The organism is Acetobacterium sp. UBA5834, from assembly GCF_002435675.1.
Lineage (GTDB): Bacteria > Bacillota > Clostridia > Eubacteriales > Eubacteriaceae > Acetobacterium > Acetobacterium wieringae.
This window is the reverse complement of the sequence record NZ_DJGY01000040.1, coordinates 1-209: the sequence shown is the minus strand read 5'-3', so window position 1 is coordinate 209 and position 209 is coordinate 1.

Genomic DNA, 209 nt, shown 5'->3' with positions numbered 1-209 from the left:
GAGCCACATCAGCTTAATAAAAATGTATTGACATATAAAATTACTTACCCCTGATCAGCTACAAATAACGAAGCGATTCACACCAAATCAAAGATTTGGGTTCTCTGCTTATGCCAATTGAGCCACATCAGTCTAAAAATAAAGTATTGACACATTGAGTTGAAAAAATTGGGACGAAACCTAAAAATGGCGACCTGGAAGAGACTCGA